Annotated in this window: 21 protein-coding genes and 4 pseudogenes; 21 read left to right on the plus strand and 4 right to left on the minus strand. The window is 37.8% G+C overall.

Features of this window, described 5'->3' with window-relative positions; genetic code table 11:
- Positions 1-396 precede the first annotated feature (396 nt).
- The 5 genes and pseudogenes from MUB50_RS03860 to MUB50_RS03880 all read left to right on the plus strand — a co-directional run bounded on the left by MUB50_RS03860 (position 397) and on the right by MUB50_RS03880 (position 3,887).
- Complete coding sequence (locus MUB50_RS03860; RefSeq protein ID WP_118513281.1) at positions 397-1,650, plus strand: ATP-binding protein; 1,254 nt, start codon at positions 397-399, stop codon at positions 1,648-1,650.
- 23 nt (positions 1,651-1,673) lie between these two features.
- The gene (locus tag MUB50_RS03865) at positions 1,674-2,012 is read left to right on the plus strand and encodes a helix-turn-helix domain-containing protein (protein ID WP_118624515.1); all 339 of its coding nucleotides are present in this window, start codon (positions 1,674-1,676) and stop codon (positions 2,010-2,012) included.
- 275 nt (positions 2,013-2,287) lie between these two features.
- Positions 2,288-2,809 (plus strand): annotated as a pseudogene (locus MUB50_RS03870) (hypothetical protein); the annotation flags it as partial.
- Between the two features lie 15 nt (positions 2,810-2,824).
- Complete coding sequence (locus MUB50_RS03875; protein ID WP_118624517.1) at positions 2,825-3,076, plus strand: DUF4313 domain-containing protein; 252 nt, start codon at positions 2,825-2,827, stop codon at positions 3,074-3,076.
- Positions 3,077-3,569: 493 nt separating this feature from the next.
- A pseudogene (locus MUB50_RS03880) lies at positions 3,570-3,887 on the plus strand (plasmid mobilization protein).
- Here the strand turns inward: MUB50_RS03880 and MUB50_RS03885 are convergent.
- Together MUB50_RS03885 and MUB50_RS03890 are read right to left on the minus strand one after the other, a co-directional pair.
- The gene (locus MUB50_RS03885; RefSeq protein WP_244790166.1) at positions 3,876-5,234 is read right to left on the minus strand and encodes a relaxase/mobilization nuclease domain-containing protein; all 1,359 of its coding nucleotides are present in this window, start codon (positions 5,232-5,234) and stop codon (positions 3,876-3,878) included. The pseudogene MUB50_RS03880 and the gene MUB50_RS03885 sit on opposite strands and share 12 nt — an antisense overlap.
- Entirely contained in the window at positions 5,201-5,524 is a 324-nt protein-coding gene (locus tag MUB50_RS03890) for a MobC family plasmid mobilization relaxosome protein (protein WP_138277329.1), read from the minus strand. Before MUB50_RS03890 ends, MUB50_RS03885 begins: the two co-directional genes overlap by 34 nt.
- Positions 5,525-5,774: 250 nt before the next feature.
- Here MUB50_RS03890 and MUB50_RS03895 point away from each other — a divergent pair, with 250 nt between their 5' ends.
- On the plus strand, positions 5,775-6,149 hold the full coding sequence (locus tag MUB50_RS03895) for an MmcQ/YjbR family DNA-binding protein (protein ID WP_138277330.1): 375 nt from the start codon (positions 5,775-5,777) through the stop codon (positions 6,147-6,149).
- A complete protein-coding gene (locus MUB50_RS03900; RefSeq protein ID WP_119247471.1) occupies positions 6,146-6,580 on the plus strand; it encodes a flavodoxin family protein in 435 nt (144 codons plus the stop codon). The genes MUB50_RS03895 and MUB50_RS03900 overlap by 4 nt, the downstream gene beginning before the upstream one ends.
- Positions 6,581-6,637: 57 nt before the next feature.
- Here MUB50_RS03900 and MUB50_RS03905 read toward each other — a convergent pair whose 3' ends face one another.
- Entirely contained in the window at positions 6,638-6,838 is a 201-nt protein-coding gene (locus MUB50_RS03905) for a helix-turn-helix transcriptional regulator (RefSeq protein ID WP_118624541.1), read from the minus strand.
- A 56-nt stretch (positions 6,839-6,894) separates the two neighbouring features.
- Positions 6,895-7,626, minus strand: coding sequence for a helix-turn-helix domain-containing protein (locus MUB50_RS03910; RefSeq protein ID WP_118624543.1), 732 nt, complete (start codon positions 7,624-7,626; stop codon positions 6,895-6,897).
- Positions 7,627-7,820: 194 nt separating this feature from the next.
- Here MUB50_RS03910 and dinB point away from each other — a divergent pair.
- The 14 genes and pseudogenes from dinB to MUB50_RS03980 all read left to right on the plus strand — a co-directional run bounded on the left by dinB (position 7,821) and on the right by MUB50_RS03980 (position 14,811).
- Positions 7,821-9,068 (plus strand): annotated as a pseudogene (gene dinB, locus MUB50_RS03915) (DNA polymerase IV).
- A 14-nt stretch (positions 9,069-9,082) separates the two neighbouring features.
- Positions 9,083-9,295 (plus strand): hypothetical protein, encoded by a 213-nt coding sequence (locus MUB50_RS03920; RefSeq protein WP_020993357.1) that lies wholly within the window; start codon positions 9,083-9,085, stop codon positions 9,293-9,295.
- Positions 9,296-9,307: 12 nt separating this feature from the next.
- Positions 9,308-9,547, plus strand: coding sequence for a hypothetical protein (locus MUB50_RS03925; protein WP_117846065.1), 240 nt, complete (start codon positions 9,308-9,310; stop codon positions 9,545-9,547).
- A 250-nt stretch (positions 9,548-9,797) separates the two neighbouring features.
- Positions 9,798-10,370, plus strand: coding sequence for a hypothetical protein (locus tag MUB50_RS03930; RefSeq protein WP_118050736.1), 573 nt, complete (start codon positions 9,798-9,800; stop codon positions 10,368-10,370).
- Between the two features lie 9 nt (positions 10,371-10,379).
- Positions 10,380-10,751 (plus strand): hypothetical protein, encoded by a 372-nt coding sequence (locus tag MUB50_RS03935; RefSeq protein WP_118050740.1) that lies wholly within the window; start codon positions 10,380-10,382, stop codon positions 10,749-10,751.
- A gap of 276 nt (positions 10,752-11,027) precedes the next feature.
- On the plus strand, positions 11,028-11,192 hold the full coding sequence (gene rd / locus MUB50_RS03940) for a rubredoxin (RefSeq protein WP_118513885.1): 165 nt from the start codon (positions 11,028-11,030) through the stop codon (positions 11,190-11,192).
- 76 nt (positions 11,193-11,268) lie between these two features.
- Positions 11,269-11,703, plus strand: coding sequence for a bacteriohemerythrin (locus tag MUB50_RS03945; protein ID WP_044924563.1), 435 nt, complete (start codon positions 11,269-11,271; stop codon positions 11,701-11,703).
- Between the two features lie 263 nt (positions 11,704-11,966).
- Positions 11,967-12,116 (plus strand): hypothetical protein, encoded by a 150-nt coding sequence (locus MUB50_RS03950; protein WP_015524977.1) that lies wholly within the window; start codon positions 11,967-11,969, stop codon positions 12,114-12,116.
- Positions 12,117-12,295: 179 nt separating this feature from the next.
- The gene (locus tag MUB50_RS03955) at positions 12,296-12,508 is read left to right on the plus strand and encodes a DUF6219 family protein (protein ID WP_015541210.1); all 213 of its coding nucleotides are present in this window, start codon (positions 12,296-12,298) and stop codon (positions 12,506-12,508) included.
- 3 nt (positions 12,509-12,511) lie between these two features.
- Positions 12,512-12,967 (plus strand): thioredoxin-dependent thiol peroxidase, encoded by a 456-nt coding sequence (gene bcp / locus MUB50_RS03960; RefSeq protein ID WP_005421605.1) that lies wholly within the window; start codon positions 12,512-12,514, stop codon positions 12,965-12,967.
- Positions 12,967-13,713 (plus strand): peroxide stress protein YaaA, encoded by a 747-nt coding sequence (gene yaaA / locus MUB50_RS03965; protein WP_244802504.1) that lies wholly within the window; start codon positions 12,967-12,969, stop codon positions 13,711-13,713. The genes bcp and yaaA overlap by 1 nt, the downstream gene beginning before the upstream one ends.
- Positions 13,714-13,802: 89 nt before the next feature.
- Positions 13,803-14,003, plus strand: a pseudogene (locus tag MUB50_RS03970) (rubrerythrin family protein); the annotation flags it as partial.
- 183 nt (positions 14,004-14,186) lie between these two features.
- Entirely contained in the window at positions 14,187-14,561 is a 375-nt protein-coding gene (locus tag MUB50_RS03975; RefSeq protein WP_244802505.1) for a desulfoferrodoxin family protein, read from the plus strand.
- A gap of 91 nt (positions 14,562-14,652) precedes the next feature.
- Positions 14,653-14,811 (plus strand): rubredoxin, encoded by a 159-nt coding sequence (locus tag MUB50_RS03980; protein ID WP_005339874.1) that lies wholly within the window; start codon positions 14,653-14,655, stop codon positions 14,809-14,811.
- Positions 14,812-14,848 lie beyond the last annotated feature (37 nt).

Here is a 14,848-nt window from a genome sequence, read left to right on the forward strand (position 1 = left end):
TCTGCACAAAAATAGGGAATGGATATGGTGTGACGGATGGACGACCTTGGAAGTATTGTAGGGACAAGTGCGCCCATTTTTACGATTGAAATTCGAGCAATCGTAAAAATTTACGGCCGAATTTGTGCGTGTATTCACATATAAAATCCACCAAAACAATTATAACAGTCTTAACTCAAAACATTTTGTTTTAACTTTTCAAAAGTTAAAATGAAATATAAAGGTTAAATTGAGCATAGATTTGCTGTTATCGGGGTCTGTTTAATCGTCAAAACGGACGAAATAGAAAAAACGGTTAAAAACCAATCAAAAAATCAATCGTAAATTTTTGTGATTGATTTTTTGCGCATTTATGCATATAATATAATCAATAAAGTTGGAAAGGATGCGATTATTATGCGTGAAACGAGAATATTAGAGTTCAAGGAAACGATTACAAATACCTTTTTAAAAACGGTCAGTGCCTTTTCAAATTACGATGGTGGAACAATACTTTTTGGAGTAGATGATGATGGAAATGTAAAGGGATTGTCGGATGTAAAGCAGGCGTGCCTGGATATTGAAAATAAAATCAATGACAGTATTTCTCCTCAACCGAACTATACACTTGAAATACAGAATAATGAGCAGACGATAAAACTTACTGTAACCAGTGGCCTTCAGAAGCCGTATTTGTATAAATCAAAAGCATACAAACGAAATGATACAGCGACGATAGAGGTAGATACTCTGGGATTTTCAAGACTTGTATTAGATGGGAAAAATATTAGATTTGAAGAATTGCCTTGTAAAGATCAGGATCTGTCTTTTGAAGTTTTACAGCGTAAGCTGAAAGAAAGTATTCAGATTAAAACGTTTAATCAGGATACATTGAGAACATTGACCTTGTATGACAATGTAAATGGTTTTAATAATGCAGCGGGACTTTTGGCGGATAAAAATCATTTTCCGGGAATTGATATTGTTAAGTTCGGAGAAAACATCAGTATTATTCAAAAGAGAACAACTGTTGAAAACATATCCATTTTAGATGCGTATGAAAAGGCACTTGCTGTATACAAGGACTATTATCAGTATGAAGTGATACAGGGCGCTGACAGAAAGAAGATGGAGAAGATACCGGAAGCAGCATTCAGAGAAGCAATTGCAAATGCTCTGATCCATAGGGTATGGGATGTAGATTCGCACATCAGAGTTTCCATGTTTGATGACAGGATAGAAGTTGTGTCTCCTGGTGGATTGCCGTCCGGAATAACAGCAGAAGAATATTTGTCAGGTAAACTTTCTGTTTTAAGAAATAGAAATCTTGCCAATGTGTTTTATAGATTAGGATTTGTCGAGATATTTGGAACAGGAATTACAAGAATAAAGCAACTGTATGCAGAAGCTCTGATGAAGCCGGACTTTGAAGTCTCAGAGAATGCTATAAAAATTGTGCTTCCTTTATTTGAAAAGGATGCTAATTTAACCGAAGACGAAAAAGTGATTTATAAACTTTTAAGTAAAACTATGTTAAAACCAATAAGTGAAATTGCACCATATATACCTTTTGGAAAATCAAAGACAACAAAGTTGCTGAAGGATATGGGCGAAAAAGGTGTGATAGCAATTGAAGGTAAAGGCAGAGGCACGAAATATATAATTAAGTAATTGAATTGTGAAGGAAAACATACATGAGACACCATCTAAAAGAATGCGGAAAACGTATCCAGCAACTTCGCAAAGAACGAGAACTTACACAGGAACAGCTCGCTGAGAAGTTAAATGTCAGTCAGAATACAATCGCTAAGATTGAATCTGGGCTGCGCAGACCATCTATTGATTTTCTGCTTGAAATTTCGGAGTTTTTCAATGTATCAACAAATTATCTTGTGTTTGGTGTTCATACTGAAGCTGTTGAGGATAAAAAATTAAAAAAAGATATTGATGAAGCAATTGAAAAGATAGATCAAACGATTGAAAAATTGTTGGAGAAGAAGGAAGAGCTCCTACAGATGAAAAAAGATTTATAATATCAATATCAAAATTACCGTAGTGTGAATATAAAAACACTGCGGTATTTTTATGTCTATGGACTCAGAGGGCGCATGACCCAGCGTACAAGTCCATGGATTTTTTTGTTTCTGAAATTAAAATGGAAGATGTAAGAGATGGAAACTAACAATCAATATCTACTGCAACAGGTGGTAAATAAATTCCCCTTAGGAACTAAGGGCGCACTTTTATACCGGTTATTCTATTCCGGTATGTGTGTTTTCCGAAGGTAAATGCTCCTGTGTCTGAACACATGAAAGCATTTTTTACTTCCATAGGCAATATGGTCGGGCTAATATCGGCAGGAACCACAACACAGCTTGCTATTGACAGTACACAGGCTGATGTAATCAAAGGACTAGGATTCGGTGAAAGCCTTGTGATGCTGATTCTTACGGCATTGCTTGCAATCATCATTATTATCTGTGGCTTTTTCATCATATACACAGTGTATTTTAGATTCCTAAAGATTCTGATTATTGTGCCACTTGGAGCGATTGCATGTTCTACGATGGCAGGAAACAGAATGGTGAGTCATACAATGTCAACTTACTGCAAGTATTTCCTGTCGTGTGTGTTTGAAGCAGTAACAATGGCTCTGGCAATCGTGGTATGTAACGCATTTATTAATGCAGGACTGCCATCATTTACAGGAAGCTATGCAGACTGGGCACAGACACTTATTTATCTGTGTGAGATGACATTCACAATAGCGATGACTGTCGGAAGCGTGAAAGGTGCACAGACACTTACAAGCAAGGCATTTGGATTATAGAAGGGAGGCTGGAACATGGAGAATGAAAACAGACAGGTGACTTACAACTCAAGTTATACAGGAGATACACTGGTGACACTGGATATCCAGCAGTATATGAATAACAAGTCAATGTATATCGGACTTATGTGCAATGAGGACGGACAGGAAGAGCCTTTTGGTGATGTGACAGTGAATTTATCTGTTGCAGCACCGAATTATTGTGGATATCTGAATGTGAATGACATGCCGGATATAGAGAAGTTTATCACAGACGTCTTTGGATGAGGACGAGCTTACTTTCAAGCAGAGTATCGCAAAGTCCAAGGAGTGTGCTATATAATTATTTTGGAGTGCGTTCTATATGTAAAATGTATGCGAAAGATTATACTGAAGAAGTGGATAACACAATTATTATTCAGAAACTTTCAAAAGTATTATTTGAAGAGATAAATAGCTTTATGGTTGGATGGTTTAATGAAGCACAAGTAGAGCTGAGCTTTGTGTCATATATGAAAATAATGTGGCCTATGCTTCAAAGCTATTTTGGAAAAGAATGAAAGATAGTAACAGTAAACACAGTTTTGTATACAGTTAAACCCAGTAAAATCAACGCATGAGGGGAACTGGCTACATTTTAGAAAAACAAAGATAGGGTTTCGATAGCAAGCACAGCAAGCGAGTACCCGCTTGCGATTTTTCGGATTTTCAGGTCCCTTGCCCGAAAATGAAAAATGCTTGCTGGGATATCCCAGACCCTTATGAGAAACGGAGGCGGAGCATGGCAAACCGGAAGCGGAGCGTTCAAATGAAATTTTATATCACGGAGGAAGAAAAATGGCTCATTGACGAGAAGATGGCACAGCTCCCCACAAGGCGCTATGGTGCCTACCTCTGCAAGATGGCGATTGACGGATATATCATTTACACCGATACGGCGGATATCAAAGCGTTCACCGCGGAGCTTTCCGCCATCTGACGGAATATCAATCAGATCGCCAAGCGGATCAATGCAGGGGGCTCCCCCTATCAGGCGGATATGGAGGAAATCCGGGAAGAGGCACCGTTAAGTAGGTACCTCTTCTTTTTAAAGAGCTAGCTCTTTTCCTGATACGGGAACTTGCATCTCTGGAGCATTAAGCAGTGATGTGAAGTTCTGCCGAATGATATCAAGTGTCTTTTGCTTTTTCTGTAATTCCTGTTTTTCCCGGACGGTAGCAGCCTGTTTAGATTCAAGATTTTCAATTTGCTTCTGGATTTTGTCAGAGCTTGGGATTTTGGTAACGCCGAGATCCTGAAGCTCTTTTCTTAGTGAATCGTGGAGCTGGTATTCTGCCTGATGCTTGGTACGGTAATCTTTTGGATTTTTAGCAGATTTGCAATCCTCAATCACTTTTCGACAAAGCCGGTAAGAATCGCAGTGTTTCTGAATGACTTTCTGCGTGCTCAGCTCACTGTTGATTTGTGCTATTCTTTGGTCGGCAACTTTCACAGAAGCTTCAATGTCAGATACATGCTGCCTGAAATCGTCATAATTCAGCAAGTTATTTTCGGAAAGATAGTTGAAGGTGCGGGCTGCCTCTTTTAGATTATTGAGCTTTGCCCATCGTTCAAATCCCTCTCGATTTCCAGTTGTGACATAAGTGGAGATATTGATATACAAGCGAGCTTCTCTGGACAGATGTCTTGGAGTTTTTACTTTGCTACGATTTTTAGCTAGACGGATGCGAACATTTTCTTCGGAATAATAGCTTCCGAGAGATTTCATATAAGTGAAGTTCTGCTGTCCCGGTGCACGGAATGACAGGTGCTTTCCCTGCCGGATTTCATATCCGGCTAACTGCATTTTTTGTAGAAATTCCTCATAGTTGATGGAAGTCCAGATTGCCTTATCAACTGCAACACGTAGCTTGGCTTTCCAACTGGTGCCACGATGATATTCCATATTCTCTTTATAGCTTTTACTTTTTTCTCCGGTTGGCATACTGGTGGCAAGTCCGTTTTCATGGCAAATGCGATTACTGATCCGGCAGATTTTATGGTAGCTCCGCTTATTGGAAACATACTTGTGATGATCAACAAAGCTTGCAGCGTTGAAGATGATGTGGTTATGGATATGATTTTTGTCAACATGGGTACTGATCACATATTCATATTTTCCTTTCAGTACTTCGTCAGCAAATTGCTGCCCTAAGCGATGGGCATTTTCGGCATCAACTTCTCCAGGCTTAAATGACTGGATCAGATGAAATGCCAGGTTATCGCCCTTGTCCATTCCATTCTTTTTTGCCATTTCTCTTGTCATAGAAAATTCAAGATCTGCAGTTTCCGGGGAACAGCCAAAACTGGAAACTAACAGTTTTTCATCTGTCTTATCTGGATTTGTAATATAGTCTAGAGCTTTCTTGTCTGTTACTTTAATGGGGAAGATTTTAAGATATGCCATATTTCTTTTACCATCTCTTTCAATTCTTGCATTTCTTCCGGATGTAGATCTCCGGTGGTATTTACCTTTTTTGCAATCTGATTGATATTTACACCAATCTTGTGCATTTCCTCATACTGTTTCTTAAGTGGAGTGGTATCTGTGTTGACGATGTAACCGTCGATTGCCATTTTGCGCAGATAAGCTCCCATGTTTTTTGTCTTTGATTCTATCATCTTCCTGCGGATTAACTTTCGTTCTTCTTCGGTTACATAGAAATGGCTTTCTTTGTTTCTCTTTCTTTCAGCCATTGGCGGGTTCTCCTTTCTGAGAGGACAGTAGTATCGTTGCTTTCAGCGTTTTTTCAATTTAGGGCAGGGTTCCCTAAATTGGGATTTCCCGGAAGTGTATCCTCACTTCCTGTCCTTGCTGTTTTACCCCTCTATTAGTTAAAGTCAGGAGAACCGGGAAAATGCAAAAGAATTTGGCAGGTAGTACGGGATACGAAAATGTGGTATGATTATGAGCAGGATATCAGAAGAATCAGGAGTTGAATAGATTGTGAACAAAGAAGAAATTTTTGAATATGTGCAGAAACAGTATGGCACAGTTCCGGAATATTTATGGAGTAAACTACCGGACAGTGCAATACTCCGACATAAAAATAGAAAATGGTATGCAGTGATCATGACGGTTGAAAAATCGAAACTGGGATTAGAGGGAAATGATCTGGTTGACATCATGGACGTAAAGTGCGATCCAGAAATGACCAGCATGATTATTCAGACTTATGGATTTTTACCAGGATACCATATGAATAAACAGCACTGGATCACGATTTTACTGGATGGTTCAGTCAGTGAAGCGAAGACATTGGACTTTTTGGATATGAGCTATGACCTGATTGACGGAGCAGACAGAAAGGAAGAAAAATGAGAACAGCGATAGTATACGCATCTGTGCATCATGGAAATACAGAAAAATTAGTAAAGAGGATCGCAGAAGAATGTCAGGTGGATTTGATTGATGCTGTGAAACAGCCAGATGCAGATCTGAGCAGTTATGATATGATTGGGTTTGCATCAGGAATCTATTTTTCAAAGTTTCATCAGTCGATATTGGAATTTGCAGAGAAGAATCTACCGGACGACAAAAAGATATTTCTGATCTGTACTTATGGTGGAAGTGCGAATTATAAATCCATAGAGCAGATTTTGGATAAAAAACATGCCAGTGTAGTTGGAAAATTTGGCTGTAAAGGGTATGACACATTCGGACCATTTAAACTGGTTGGAGGTATTGCTAAAGGCCATCCGAATGAGGAAGATATGAAAAATGCAACGGACTTTGTAAAAGGATTACACTGATTTTGGAGCAAAAGGAAAACCGGGGATTTTATTCCTCGGTTTTCTGGCTGTTGTGCTTTAGTCTTCAACCTGAAAAATATCTTCTACAGGCACTTTCAGGTAATGTGCCAGCCGGATTGTAATCTCAAGAGATGGATTACGTTCTCCACGTTCGATATGGCCTATAGTTTGGCTACAGGAACCTATGGCTTCAGCCAAATCTGCTTGAATGAGATTACGTTCTTCACGAATATCTTTTAGTGTATTATTGATTGCCATTCAATCACTTCCTTTGCTTATTGTTATCAGCAGGATCATGAACCTGCTGTTGAAATCTAATGGAATCCCGGAATTTCTGCACCTTTGCATTTCCCGATTACTTTTCCAAAAATCTTAAAAGAGTCAGATTCCAAAACCTGGATAGGACGATATTTTTGATTTAAAGAAATCAGATAAACACCATCTGGCTCATCGTGTAATTCCTTGATGTAAGTATTACCGTTGAGATAGAAGATTCCAATTTCACCATTAGCAAGAGAATCTTTTTTCTGAATCCATGCGACATCGCCTGTGTGATAAAGTGGCTCCATACTGTCACCGGAGATCCGTACACCAAAGTCAGTCTGCTCAGGAGCAAGATGTCCTACGTCATAGGTTTCTTTTACAGAATCTTCCAGATAATTTCCAGTACCAGCAGAAACAGGTTCCCAGGTAATGTCTATAGGATGATGGAATGGGATAATCTTTGCAGACAGTGGAGAAAACTTTTTAGAAGCTTTCAAAATATCAGCAAATTCAATCAATTTATTTCTGCCTTCTTCATTCAATCCATTCATAATGTTATATGGGTTTTCTCCAAAGAAGGATTCATATATATCTTCGATATCAAGTAACTGGCAAAGTGTCAGGAAAACATGTAAAGCTGGTTCTCGTGCATTGGTCTCCCATTTGGAGATTGCTTTTGTAGTGACCTGAATACCTTCCTGAGAAAGCAGGTCTACCAGATCTGATTGAGAGTATCCTTTCTTTTTTCTATTTTCTGCTAATATTTCCCCGAAATCACGCATTTGTTCGCCTCATTTCTATTTGAATTTTCTATATGCATTATACCGTATGTTAGAAATAAAATCAATAATAATCTCCAAAATGGAGAAAATACAACCAAGATGTCGCTTGACCATCTCCGGAATGTCGATATATACTAAACATACAAAAATTGATAAGACATCATGTTTAAGGAAACAGCTGGGAGGTGAAAAGTTTGAGTGAGCGTGTGATCCTGCATAGTGATATGAACTGTTTTTACGCCAGTGTAGAAATGTTACATCATCCGGAATTTGCCGGAATGCCGCTGGCAGTCGGTGGCGATCCGGAAGCCAGACATGGGATTGTGCTGACAGCAAATTATATTGCAAAGCAAAAAGGTGTAAAGACCGGAATGGCATTATGGCAGGCAAAACAGATTTGTCCGGAAATCATATTTGTACCACCACGGATGGATTTGTATTTGAGATTTTCACAGATGGCAAGAGAAATCTATTCGGAGTATACGGACAAGATCGAGCCATATGGAATTGATGAAGCCTGGCTGGATGTATCGGACAGCAGAAATCTGAAAGGAAGCGGAATGACGATTGCAAGAGAAATCAGCCATCGGATTAAATACGAACTGGGTGTAACGGTAAGTATTGGAATTTCCTGGAATAAGATTTATGCGAAACTTGGTCCAGATTATAAAAAGCCGGATGCAATCACAGAGTTTAATCGAGAAAATTATAAAGACAGGATATGGCAGCTTCCAGCGTCAGATTTGCTTTATGTCGGAAGACAGACAAATAAGAAATTGCAAAAACTTGGAATCCGGACAATCGGGCAACTTGCGGAATCAGACGAAAAGTTGTTAGAGAGTCATTTTGGAAAAATAGGAAATGTATTATGGGCTTTCGCAAATGGCTGGGATGAAGATCCGGTTTGCAAGGAAGGATATGAAGCACCAGTAAAGTCGATAGGTAATAGCACTACAACACCGAGAGATCTGGAAAATGATCTGGATGTCTGGATCATTCAAATAGCATTGGCAGAAAGTGTAGCTGCACGATTGCGGAAACATGGATTTAAATGCAAAACAGTAGAAATTACAGTTCGAGATAATGGATTGTATAGTTTTTCCAGACAGATACATTTATGACAGCCAACGAATATTACAAACGAGATTGTAACTGCAGCATTTCAGCTATTTAAAGATAATTACAAATGGGAACATCCCATTAGAAGCCTGGGAATCCGAGCTGCGGATCTTGTGTTAGATGATATTCCCGTGCAGTTGGATTTATTTGGAAATCAGGAGAAAAAGGAAAAGTTAGAGAAGCTGGATCGTACTGTAGATGAGATCAGACGACGGTTTGGTTATTTCAGTATACAGCGAGCGACAATGTATCAGGATAAAGTCTTATCCCACTTAGACGCTGGTACGCACACGGTCCATCCACACAGTTATTTTCATGGGTAATTGGAGGGATAGATTTGAAAAAAGTATTAACCAGAAAACAGAAAGAAAGTTATCAGTGTATTTTGAATTATACGAAGGAGCATGGATACCCGCCGACAGTTCGGGAATTTGGAAAACTGATCGGAGTAAGATCAACATCATCTGCTTTTTCCAGAATCAAGCAGTTGGAGCAAAATGGATATATCCGCAGAATCCCGGCATCGCCAAGAGCGATCGAGATTTTATAGTGAGGTGTCGGCATGAACAAAGTATATGTAGATGTAGTGGCAGAGTTCCGAAAAGACGGACGGCTGGTTCCCATATTTTTTACATGGGAGGATGGAAGAAAATATAGTATTGACAGAATTTTGAAAATTGAGCGATGCGCCAGCAGAAAGGCAGGCGGTGTAGGAATGATGTACACCTGTATGATACAGGGGCAGGAAAGCCACTTGTTTTACGAAGTGGATAAATGGTTTATGGAGAGAAAAACAGCATAAGGAGAGAGTAGTATAGACGATATTATTTGGATTATTAACCGGCAGGGATAGTCACTTTCCCTTTATATTCCTGCAGGTTTTACATAAGAAGATGGATTCCGGTCAGCAAAGGCAGCTCCCACAATGCCTTTTGGATATCCGTTTCTGCAAGTTGTAGTAAGTAATTGCTTCCCATCAAAATCATGGGGAAAGCGAACTGGTCTGAAAGACCGCCAGTTAGTGTGATGATGATAAGGAGATTTTGAAACTGATGACAGACAGAGATTATGCAATTAAATCAATGAAAGAAATCACCTTCCAGATGGCAAGTCATGCACAGGATTATCTGGAAGTTACAATCGGAAGACATTATACTGATATTAAAGAACTGATGACAAGCTACCAAAAACTGATTTTAGAAAACCAGGTTGTATTGGAAGAACTGGATATGGAGTGCCAGGAGAAAATCAATGAAGATATGGCATATGCATTGAGTTATCTGAGCATTTATAACAATCAGCTGAATGTGCCAAAGATGCACCGGGAAATGAACAACCTGATGATCATTTATGGCTTGTCTGATATGATCTATCGTGGAATGACACTGGTGAAGTTCTATGCACCGAATGGTGTGATGCTCAGTGGGATCCTTCATTCCTGTTTTTGCAGTCATTATAATAAGACAGATGTGGAAGTACAGCAGGAGTTAGGAATAGGCAGGACTTCTTTTTATAAAATGAAGAAGCAGGCACTTGGATATTTAGGATTTTATTTTTATGAGATCGTGGTACCGCAGGCAAAGGATAAAAGATTTAAACCGTCACTGGGCGTTGAGGAAGAGTAGGTGAGTAATATGAGATACGAAGATTCGATGAAAGGTGTAGCTGATCAGATAATCAAAGAACAGCAGCGAGTCAGTAAAATTAAAAACAATCCAGAAGAGTTCCATTGGCATGACGAATATGCAACGTTGAATTTCTTTCGGTTTATCTGCAAAAATATCGGTAACTTGAGAAATGGAGAAATTGAAAAAATGGTCACACGTTTAAAGAACATAGATCAGAAAGCAGTGGAAAACCATGTGAATGGTGCTGTTTGGGCATTTGATTATGATAAGATGTTCTGTGTATTGATGGAAAATGAAATTTGCCGAAAAGTGTGTGAAAAGAATAAATATAACAGTTGGATGAATCTGATTGGAAAGTATTGTGTTTCAAGGACTTAAAGACGAAGAAAGTTGTTGTAGAGAAATAATTTCCAGCAACTCTGTCTTTAATGAATAGAGTTCATTTTTTTATTCAACTATTCCCATGATATATACAATATGTAAATGTGCAATTCAAATATCAGTTTATGCTAAGTGTAAAAATGATAATAATTACTATTATTGACAAAAGAATAATTATCATATATAATACAGATATACAAGAAACAAAGTGTTAGAAAAATTGTTAGGAACTTGGTAACAAAAATAAATCGACATTGAAAAGGGAAAATGACTATGATAAAATATGAATGTGAACCATGTGGATATATTTATGATCCGACAGTAGGAGATCCAGACGCTGGTATCGAGCCAGAAACTGCATTTGAGGATATTCCAGATGACTGGACATGCCCAATCTGCGGATTAGGAAAAGATGTTTTCGTTCCTGTAGAAGACTAAGCAGAAAATGCAGGTACGAAACTGCCAGACATTAAAAGATCCTAAGAGAACATATAAAAGAAATGGAGGTCAAATTATGACTTACGATTTAAACATTACCTTTGATGACAATTTAGTAACAGGAAATGAAACAATTGATACCCAGCATAAAGAATTGATCGACCGTATCCAGAACTTTGTAACTGCCTGTCAAAATGGCGACAGCAAAGTAAAAGCAATCAAAATGCTGGATTATCTGGATGAATATACTGACTTTCATTTCAAAGAAGAGGAAAAGCTTCAGGAAAAATCCGGTTATCCAGAGCGTGAAAACCATCATGAAAAACATGAAGAGTTTAAAAAGACAATTCAGGAACTGCATGAATACCTTCAGGAGTATGAAGGACCAACAGATCGGTTCAGTGAACTTGTACAGAAAAATGTAATCGACTGGCTGTTTGGACACATTAAAACATACGACCGCTCTGTGGCAAAATTTATCTTTATGAAACAAAATCCAGATCGATGCTAAAATAAACCAGGGAACGAGTTCACTCAGAATGTAGACAACGTGATGAAGTAAACTAGGGGCTGTCACAATGCAGCCCCTTTCCTGTTATAGCGATATTCTAGGTAATATATTGCGCTGGCATGACATATTATTTTACTACTACTATATGGGAAGAGTAAGCAGCTCTTCTTTTTTGTTGTCCTTTTTATCCGATTTTAAGTTGTAAAGTCTCTTTTCATTCGACAAAATTCTCCACAGACAGAGGATATGCGACGAGCATTGATATGAACATCTATTTATGGAAAGAGGATATTGAAGACGGGGAATCGGTAATGACAGCCGAATATAGACCTGTAGAATACGGAAAGGACTATGATGTTGTCAATAATCCTGATAAATTTCAACTATATATAGATGGAAAAGAGATTAAATAGTAATCTCCTGAAAGCAAGCTTTTTGTCAATTATTTCAAAGAAAAATTAAAGGATAACAATACATAGTTTTGACAATGATATTTTGAAAAAATTTATAGGAATGCTCTATTATCAAATTGACATAGGAATATGGTAGCGTATAATTAGAATTGAATACACTGAAAAAATGGAGGAATTACATGAAAGCACATAAATATTGGTCAGTAGGAGCATTGATCACAATGCTTGGGACTTTTTACACTGGATATAAAAAGCAAAAATCAAGTCACAAATACTTTGCTTTAAGTTCTATGTTATGTATGGTAATGGCGATATATACAGGTCATAAAATGATTACCAGGAATAGGAAAAAAAAGGCGAATAAAGAGAAAGATACAGAAAGGGAGGGATAAATAATGTTGGAAGTAGGGGTTAAGGCACCGGATTTTGAGTTGCCAGATCAAAATGGGAAAATACATAGATTATCGGATTATACAGGAAAAAAAGTGATCTTATATTTCTATCCCAAGGATAATACAGCGGGATGCACGAAACAGGCATGTGGGTTTTCTGAGCGATACCCTCAGTTTACCGAAAAAGGAGCAGTTATTCTTGGAGTCAGTAAGGATTCTGTATCCTCTCATAAGAGATTTGAGGAAAAATATGGATTGACATTTACACTTTTAGCAGATCCAGAGCGGAAAGTTATTGAAGCATATGATGTATGGAAAGAAAAGAAAAATTATGGCAAAGTCTCTATGGGAGTAGTAAGAACCACATATCTTATTGATGAACAGGGGATTATTATAAAGGCAAATGATAAAGTCAAGGCTGCAGATGATCCTGAAAATATGCTCAAGGAATTAGATTAATGAAGATAATATTATCCCCTGCTAAAAAGATGATTACAGATACTGACAGCATAGCGCCGGATGGATTGCCTGAATTTATTGAAAAGACGACAGAGATACAAAATTGGTTGAAAAGTAAGTCAAAAGAAGAACTGAAGACTATTTGGAAATGTAATGACAAAATTACAGAACAGAACTTCAATAGATTGGAAAACATGGATCTTTATCATTTACTTACCCCAGCTGTCTTATCATATGAAGGAATTGCTTTTCAATATATGGCTCCATCCGTGTTAGAGGACAGTCAGTTCGAGTATGTACAAAATCATTTGAGAATAATATCTGCATTTTATGGTGTGTTAAAACCAAGGGATGGTGTGACGCCTTATCGTTTGGAAATGCAGGCGAAGGTTGGAATAGGAGAAACAAAAAATCTGTATGAGTACTGGGGAGATTTATTATACCGCTCAGTGATTGATAACAGCAGGATTATAATCAATCTGGCATCGAAAGAATACTCTAAGTGCATAGAAAAATATCTGACACGACAGGATAGATACATTACGATTACATTTTGTGAGTTATCAGGAGATAAACTGGTGACAAAAGGTACATATGCTAAGATGGCCCGTGGTGAAATGGTTAGGTTCATGGCTGAAAACAGAATTGAAAATCCTGAGGATATTAAGAAATTTGATAGACTAGGCTATTCATTCCGCTCTGATTTATCATCAGATGCAGAATATGTTTTTGAACGGAAAAAATGATGATTGAATGATTATTTTAAATAAAAGGTAATCAGTAATATTAATTATTGTAATAATAGTAATTATTACTATTATTTATTGACAATAAACAGATTGAGAAGCACCACGAAGAGAGATATCGTGCACTTCTTAAGAATATTGAAACTGCACAGGTGTTTGAAAAGAGTGAAGTTAAGGTATGGGAATGCCGTAACTGTGGACATGTTGTGGTAGGAACAAAGGCACCTGAGATATGTCCAGTATGTAACCATCCACAGAGTTATTTCGAAATACGTGAAGAGAACTATTAAAGAGAAGGAGATTATTACAAAGAAGAAAGTGATTATTAAAAAAAGCAGTAATGATAGGCTGTGGCTTTGTTGGTTCTGCATCAGTTGGTAAAGAAGCATTAAAGTTTAAGAATCGGCGGATGCTTTGAAAAAAGTTATAGAAACAATTGGATTTTAAATTTTAAACATAGGAAGATAAAAAAGATGGAAGTAAAATATTCTGTATGCAATCATTGTGGAAACATTATTGAAATGGTAAAGGATCAAGGCGTACCAGTAATGTGTTGCGGAGAACCTATGCAGGAATTAAAAGCCGGAGTGACAGATGCTGCTGTCGAGAAGCATGTACCTGTATATACGGTAGAAGGCAGTCATGTTCATGTCGTGGTCGGAGAGACAAAACATCCAATGCTTGAAGAGCATTTTATTGAGTGGATTACATTAAATACAAACCAGGGAATATACAGAAAACAGTTAAATCCAGGGCAGGAGCCGGTAGCAGATTTTTGTCTTTGCGATGGTGAACAGATAGAAGAAGTATATGCATATTGTAACCTGCATGGATTATGGAAATGCTAAAAGCATTTATACATATTAAGGTTACAGAACAACACAAATACAACAGTAATATATGCTGTGTATTAATATATTTATAAGGAGGAACAAACTAATGAAATATGTATGTGACGTTTGCGGATGGGAATATGATGAAGAGGAAGGTTATCCTGAAGGTGGTATTGCACCAGGAACAAAGTGGGAGGATGTTCCGGAAGATTTTGAATGCCCATTATGTAATGTTGGAAAAGATCAGTTTTCAGAAGTTGAATAGAAGCCTAATCTTGTGTTAAATATGGATGGATAAATCA

This window comes from Blautia sp. NSJ-140 (assembly GCF_022868965.1).
Taxonomy (GTDB): domain Bacteria; phylum Bacillota; class Clostridia; order Lachnospirales; family Lachnospiraceae; genus Blautia_A.

Excerpts from the sequence above, each read along its gene's own strand:
- MUB50_RS03860 (WP_118513281.1), top strand. The coding sequence starts at position 397 with ATGCGTGAAACGAGAATATTAGAGTTCAAGGAAACGATTACAAATACC.
- MUB50_RS03865 (WP_118624515.1), top strand. The coding sequence starts at position 1,674 with ATGAGACACCATCTAAAAGAATGCGGAAAACGTATCCAGCAACTTCGC.
- MUB50_RS03875 (WP_118624517.1), top strand. The coding sequence starts at position 2,825 with ATGGAGAATGAAAACAGACAGGTGACTTACAACTCAAGTTATACAGGA.
- MUB50_RS03885 (WP_244790166.1), bottom strand. The coding sequence starts at position 5,234 with ATGGCATATCTTAAAATCTTCCCCATTAAAGTAACAGACAAGAAAGCT.
- MUB50_RS03890 (WP_138277329.1), bottom strand. The coding sequence starts at position 5,524 with ATGGCTGAAAGAAAGAGAAACAAAGAAAGCCATTTCTATGTAACCGAA.
- MUB50_RS03900 (WP_119247471.1), top strand. The coding sequence starts at position 6,146 with ATGAGAACAGCGATAGTATACGCATCTGTGCATCATGGAAATACAGAA.
- MUB50_RS03905 (WP_118624541.1), bottom strand. The coding sequence starts at position 6,838 with ATGGCAATCAATAATACACTAAAAGATATTCGTGAAGAACGTAATCTC.
- MUB50_RS03910 (WP_118624543.1), bottom strand. The coding sequence starts at position 7,626 with ATGCGTGATTTCGGGGAAATATTAGCAGAAAATAGAAAAAAGAAAGGA.
- MUB50_RS03925 (WP_117846065.1), top strand. The coding sequence starts at position 9,308 with ATGAACAAAGTATATGTAGATGTAGTGGCAGAGTTCCGAAAAGACGGA.
- MUB50_RS03930 (WP_118050736.1), top strand. The coding sequence starts at position 9,798 with ATGACAGACAGAGATTATGCAATTAAATCAATGAAAGAAATCACCTTC.
- MUB50_RS03935 (WP_118050740.1), top strand. The coding sequence starts at position 10,380 with ATGAGATACGAAGATTCGATGAAAGGTGTAGCTGATCAGATAATCAAA.
- rd (WP_118513885.1), top strand. The coding sequence starts at position 11,028 with ATGATAAAATATGAATGTGAACCATGTGGATATATTTATGATCCGACA.
- MUB50_RS03945 (WP_044924563.1), top strand. The coding sequence starts at position 11,269 with ATGACTTACGATTTAAACATTACCTTTGATGACAATTTAGTAACAGGA.
- MUB50_RS03950 (WP_015524977.1), top strand. The coding sequence starts at position 11,967 with ATGAACATCTATTTATGGAAAGAGGATATTGAAGACGGGGAATCGGTA.
- MUB50_RS03955 (WP_015541210.1), top strand. The coding sequence starts at position 12,296 with ATGAAAGCACATAAATATTGGTCAGTAGGAGCATTGATCACAATGCTT.
- bcp (WP_005421605.1), top strand. The coding sequence starts at position 12,512 with ATGTTGGAAGTAGGGGTTAAGGCACCGGATTTTGAGTTGCCAGATCAA.
- yaaA (WP_244802504.1), top strand. The coding sequence starts at position 12,967 with ATGAAGATAATATTATCCCCTGCTAAAAAGATGATTACAGATACTGAC.
- MUB50_RS03975 (WP_244802505.1), top strand. The coding sequence starts at position 14,187 with ATGGAAGTAAAATATTCTGTATGCAATCATTGTGGAAACATTATTGAA.
- MUB50_RS03980 (WP_005339874.1), top strand. The coding sequence starts at position 14,653 with ATGAAATATGTATGTGACGTTTGCGGATGGGAATATGATGAAGAGGAA.